The following is a 5,391-nucleotide window of genomic DNA, read 5'->3' on the forward strand; positions in this document are numbered from 1 at the left end:
TACTTGATGTTGTCTAAGTCGATGCCGCTGAGATCCGATCCCCAGGCCGGTATCGGCTTGCGCTCGAAGATCCGCAGTGCCTTCAGCCGGTTCTCCAGCATCCACTGTGGCTCGTTCTTCTTCGCGGAGATGTCGCGGACTACATCCTCGGAGAGCCCGCGGCGCGCGCTGGCGCCCGCGAGGTCAGAGTCCGCCCAGCCGTAGCCGTACCGGCCCAGTGCGGCGATCGCCTCTTGCTGGGTCAGCGGCTCGGCGGTCAGCCCACCGGTCTTGGTGGCCTCAACGGTCATAGGGACGCTCCTTTGATGCTCGTGGGTTTCGGCGCGGGCTGGGCGCCGATGGGTGATCGCTTGAGCTGCTCGACGGTGCTGGTCAGCGGCACATGGGTGGTGCAAGCACAGTCTCCGTTGACGATGGTCGCCAGCCGCTGCACATGGGTGCCGAGCACCTCGGCCATAGCTTGCCGCTCGGTTTCGCAAAACTCCGGAAACTCTTCCGCCACATGCGAAACCGGGCAGTGATGCTGGCAGATCTGCACGCCCTGAATCGGCCCACCCACCCGTGTCGTGGTGGCAACGTATCCGGCCTTCGTCAGCGCATTGGCGATCCGCGCCGCGGTCTCCTCGAGGTCGGTGTCGGCGTGGCTGCCAGCGGCTGGCACCTCGGACAAGATCGCGTCGACGCGCCGCCTGGCGAGCGTCCGCACCGCCTCGTCACCGCCGATCTCTCGAAGCTGTCGCATGGCTGCCGATGCCAGGTCGTCGTAAGCGTGTTCCAGCTTCTCGCGGCCGGCGGCGGTCAGCCGGTAGCGCTTCGCAGGGCGGCCACGTCCCATCTGCTGCCAGGACGCAGCGGGAACCGACTCCGCCTCGCCCGCCTCGATCAACGCGTCAAGGTGACGGCGCACACCGGCGGCCGACAAGCCCAGCCGCTCACCGATCCGGCCCGCGGTGATCGGACCGGACTCCAGCAACAGCTGCACGACAGCACGGCGGGTATGACCGTCGTGAGTCGACACTGCGGCCGCTGCGGCGTCAGACGGGATTTTCACAACACCAGTGTGACGCAATTCCGGCGACCGGTCCAGCAAGGCTAGCCTGACCGACCCGTTGGGCTGGTCACACCGGTGGCCATCGCCTCCCGGTTACGCTGCTCAGATGGCCGCCCGCCACCACCCATTGAGCTCGTCGATTGCCCGATGGCATGGCGACGAGCTGACGGTCGGCCCGCCGCTCAACGATGCCGAGCTCGTCGCACTTCGGCGCACACGGCTGTTCGGAGCCACCGGCACGGTGCTGATGGCGATCGGTGCGCTCGGTGCCGGGGCGCGGCCGGTGGTGCAGGATCCGACGTTCGGGGTACGGCTGCTCAACTTGCCCTCTCGGCTGCAGACCGTGTCGTTGACGATGACTACTACCGGTGCGGTCATGATGGCGCTGGCGTGGCTGATGCTGGGCCGTTTCGCGCTGGGCAGCCGACGGATGTCGCGCGGGGATCTCGACCGCACGTTGTTGTTGTGGACGCTGCCGCTGTTGCCGGCACCGCCGATGTACAGCAAGGACGTCTACTCTTATCTGGCGCAAAGCCAGATCTGCCGGCTCGGGCTCGACCCGTATCGGGTCGGGCCCGCGCGCGCATTAGGCCTCGACCACGTGTTCACGCTCTCGGTCCCGAGCTTGTGGCGCCATACCCCAGCGCCCTACGGCCCGCTGTTCTTGTGGATCGGCCGCGGCATTTCTGCGCTGACGGGTGAAAACATCGTCGCAGCCGTGTTGTGCCATCGGCTGGTGGTGTTGATCGGCGTCGGACTGATCGTCTGGGCCACCCCGCGGTTGGCCCGGCGCTGCGGCGTGGCGGAGGTCAGCGCCCTCTGGCTGGGTGCGGCCAATCCACTGCTGATCATGCATCTGGTCGCCGGCATCCACAACGAAGCCCTGATGCTGGGGCTCATGCTGACCGGCACCGAATTCGCGCTGCGCGGCCTCGAACGCTGGGACTCGCCGGGGCTGCTGCCGCTGCGGCCGACGGCCCGGTGGCACGACTGGGCGCCGGTCGGCATGCTGGTCTTCGGTGCTGTGCTGATCACGCTGTCCTCGCAGGTGAAATTGCCGTCGCTGCTGGCACTCGGATTCGTCGCGATGGCTCTGGCTTACCGCTTGGGCGGCAACCTGCGGGCGGTGCTTCTGGTCGGCGGGGCGATGGCCGTACTGGCGTTGGCGGTGATGGCCGTGCTCGGGTGGGCCAGCAGGCTCGGCTTCGGCTGGATCAACACCCTGGGCACCGCCAACGTCGTGCGCAGCTGGATGTCACCGCCGACGTTGCTAGCACTTGGCACAGGGCAGGCGGGCATCCTGCTACGTCTGGGTGATCACACCACCGCCGTGCTGTCGTTGACCCGCGGCATCGGCGTGCTGATCATCGCCGTGATGGTGTGCTGGCTGTTGGTGGCGGTGCTGCGCGGGCGGCTGCACCCGGTCGGCGGTCTCGGCGTCGCGCTGGGCATTACGGTCCTGCTGTTTCCCGTGGTGCAGCCGTGGTATTTGCTGTGGGCGACCATTCCGCTGGCGGCCTGGGCGACGCGGCCGGGCTTTCGCGCAGCGGCGATCGGCGTCACCATCGTCGTCGGTGTTTTCGGCCCGACGGCCAACGGTGACCGGTTCGCGTTGTTCCAGATCGTGGATGCAACCCTGGCCAGCACGCTCATCGTGGTGCTGCTGATCGCCGGGACCTATACACGTTTGCCGTGGCGCCGGCTGCCTGCCGAGGCCGGGGTATTGCTTCACGAAGCGGTGTCCGATGTGGTCTCCCCGCCCGCCGATACTGTGCAGCGTCAAGCGGTCCCGGGCGCATAGGCTGATCTTCCGTGAGCTCAGCCGCAGATGTGCCCGTCCGCATGCGCGGGGTACGTAAGCAGTACGGGTCCACAACAGCGGTCGCCAACCTCGATCTCGACGTTCACACCGCCCAAGTTCTGGCCCTGCTGGGACCTAACGGGGCAGGCAAAACGACGGCGGTCGAGATGTGCGAGGGGTTCATCCGCCCGGATGCCGGCACGATCGAAGTGCTCGGGCTGGATCCGATCGTCGACAATGCGCAGCTGCGGCCGCGGATCGGAGTGATGCTGCAAGGCGGCGGTGGCTACCCCATGGCCCGCGCCGGCGAGATGCTCAACCTGGTGGCCGCCTACGCCGCCGATCCCCTGGACCCGCAGTGGCTGATGGACACGTTGGGCCTCACCGAGTCCGCGCGCACCACGTATCGGCAGCTGTCCGGCGGGCAGCAGCAACGACTCGCGCTGGCGTGCGCGCTGGTCGGGCGTCCCGAACTGGTGTTTCTTGACGAGCCCACCGAGGGCCTGGATGCCCACGCCCGACTGATCGTGTGGGAGTTGATCGACGCGCTGCGCCGTGACGGTGTGACGGTGTTGCTGACCACCCATCAACTCAAGGAGGCTGAGCAGCTCGCCGATCGGATCGTCATCATCGACCATGGTGTCGAGGTGGCCGCGGGAACTCCGGCGGAGTTGACCCGCACCGGGGCCAAGGACCAGTTGCGGTTCAGCGCACCGCCACGGTTGGACCTGTCATTACTGGTGTCCGCGCTGCCGGAAGACTACAAAACCACCGAGATGACGCCCGGCGAGTACCTGGTCGAAGGCCCGATCAACCCGCGGGTGTTGGCGACGGTGACGGCATGGTGCGCACAAATCGACGTGCTCGCCACCGACATGCGCGTGGAGCAGCGCAGCCTCGAAGACGTGTTCCTCGACCTGACCGGCAGAGAGTTACGGCAATGACGACTGAATCTCTTTTCCCGCCAGGCACATTCGCGCCCAATCCGCGCCCCAACGCTGTCTCGAAGATGCTCCTTGCACAGTCCACGCTGGAGTTGAAACTGCTGCTCCGCAACTTCGAGTACTTGCTGCTGATCATTTTCATTCCGATCATGCTGCTGGTCGCGCTCACCCTGCTGCCCGTCGGCTCGTTCGGCCCCAACCGCGCCGCCACCTTCGTCCCGGTCATCACGGCGCTGGCGGTGATCTCCACGGCTTTCACCGGTCAGGCCATCGCGGTGGCGTTCGATCGCCGTTACGGCGCACTCAAACGCCTGGCGGCCACCGCGTTACCGATCTGGGGGATAATCGCGGGCAAGTCGCTGGCTGCGGTCGCAGTGGTGTTCTGGCAGTCGATCACCTTGGGCGCCATAGGTTTTGCACTGGGGTGGCGGCCTCATCCAGCGGGTCTGGTGCTCGGCGCGGCGATCATCGCGCTGGCTACCGCGGGCTTCGCCGCGGTGGGGCTGCTGCTTGGTGGTTCACTCCGGGCGGAGATCGTGCTTGCGTCCGCCAACGTCCTGTGGTTGATCTTCGGTGGGTCCTGCGCGTTGACCCTGGAGACGGACATGGTCCCCAAGGCGGTGAAGTGGGCTGCCCGCCTGACCCCGTCGGGGGCGTTCACCGAAGCGCTGTCACAGGCTATGAGGCTGTCGGTCGACTGGTTCGGCCTTGTAGTGGTGGCGGTGTGGGGTGTGCTGGCGGCGCTGGCCGCGCTGCGTTGGTTCCGATTCAGCTAGCCGTCTGTCTCGAGGCTGCAACCACGTAGGCGACACGCCGCAGCGACCCGCCAAGTATGCAGTTTCGGCGCCATCGGCGCAGTCCCGGCGCGCCGCGACACCTACTACGCCGTGTAGTTCTGTGTGGCCTACCATCAAGGCCGTGACGACCATGCCGATGCCCGTCGGGCGCTGGCTGCTGCGGCTGGTGGACCTGCTGCCCATGCCCAGCGTGCGCGCTCAACGCTTTATCGCCGCCGCCGTCATCGTGACCCAGGGCGGCATCGCCGTCACGGGCGCGATCGTGCGTGTCACCGCCTCGGGACTGGGCTGCCCGACGTGGCCGCAGTGTTTTCCCGGCAGCTTCACTCCGGTGGCCGTGGCCGAGGTGCCGCGCATCCACCAGGCCGTCGAGTTCGGTAACCGGATGTTCAGCGTCGCCGTTGTCGTCGCCGCGGCGTTGGCCGTACTGGCTGTCGCACGTGCACGGCGCCGTCCCGAAGTACAGGTGTACGCGTGGCTGATGCCCGCCTCGACGATCGCGCAGGCAGTGATCGGCGGCATCACCGTACTCACCGGGCTGCTGTGGTGGACCGTGGCCATCCATCTGTTGGCGTCGATGACGATGGTGTGGCTGGCGGTGTTGCTGTACGTCAAGGTCGGGGAACCCGACGAGGGCGCGATCCGCTACCGGGTGGTCACGCCGTTGCGTGGGCTCACCGCGCTGAGTGCAGTGACGCTGGGCGCGGTGTTGGTGGCCGGCACGCTGGTGACCGGCGCGGGCCCGCACGCGGGTGACCGCAGCACCATCCGGACGGTGCCGCGGTTGGAAGTCCCGAT

General features: G+C 67.2%; 5 protein-coding genes and 1 pseudogene. 4 read left to right on the forward strand and 2 right to left on the reverse strand.

Translation table 11 applies throughout. The features are described from left to right. A pseudogene (locus ACFE99_RS22195) lies at window positions 1–290 on the reverse strand (Fe-S cluster assembly protein SufB); the annotation flags it as partial. Continuing rightward, on the reverse strand, window positions 287–1,090 hold the full coding sequence (locus tag ACFE99_RS22200; RefSeq protein ID WP_375488618.1) for a helix-turn-helix transcriptional regulator: 804 nt from the start codon (window positions 1,088–1,090) through the stop codon (window positions 287–289). The gene ACFE99_RS22200 and the pseudogene ACFE99_RS22195, both read right to left, overlap by 4 nt. Before the next feature lie 67 nt (window positions 1,091–1,157). On the opposite strand from ACFE99_RS22200, the gene mptB reads away from it, so the two are divergent. From mptB to ACFE99_RS22220, 4 genes are all read left to right on the forward strand, one after another. Beyond that, window positions 1,158–2,852: a polyprenol phosphomannose-dependent alpha 1,6 mannosyltransferase MptB gene (mptB, locus tag ACFE99_RS22205; RefSeq protein ID WP_375488620.1), complete on the forward strand. Its 1,695-nt coding sequence runs from the start codon at window positions 1,158–1,160 to the stop codon at window positions 2,850–2,852. 41 nt (window positions 2,853–2,893) lie between these two features. Beyond that, window positions 2,894–3,796: an ABC transporter ATP-binding protein gene (locus ACFE99_RS22210; RefSeq protein ID WP_375488624.1), complete on the forward strand. Its 903-nt coding sequence runs from the start codon at window positions 2,894–2,896 to the stop codon at window positions 3,794–3,796. Beyond that, window positions 3,793–4,572, forward strand: a complete 780-nt coding sequence (locus tag ACFE99_RS22215; RefSeq protein WP_375488622.1) for an ABC transporter permease — start codon at window positions 3,793–3,795, stop codon at window positions 4,570–4,572. The genes ACFE99_RS22210 and ACFE99_RS22215 overlap by 4 nt, the downstream gene beginning before the upstream one ends. 202 nt (window positions 4,573–4,774) lie before the next feature. Continuing rightward, window positions 4,775–5,391 (forward strand): heme A synthase (locus tag ACFE99_RS22220; RefSeq protein ID WP_375488626.1); only part of this gene is annotated, 617 nt, incomplete at its 3' end.

The sequence above is a fragment of the uncultured Mycobacterium sp. genome (genome assembly GCF_964249325.1).
Lineage (GTDB): Bacteria > Actinomycetota > Actinomycetes > Mycobacteriales > Mycobacteriaceae > Mycobacterium.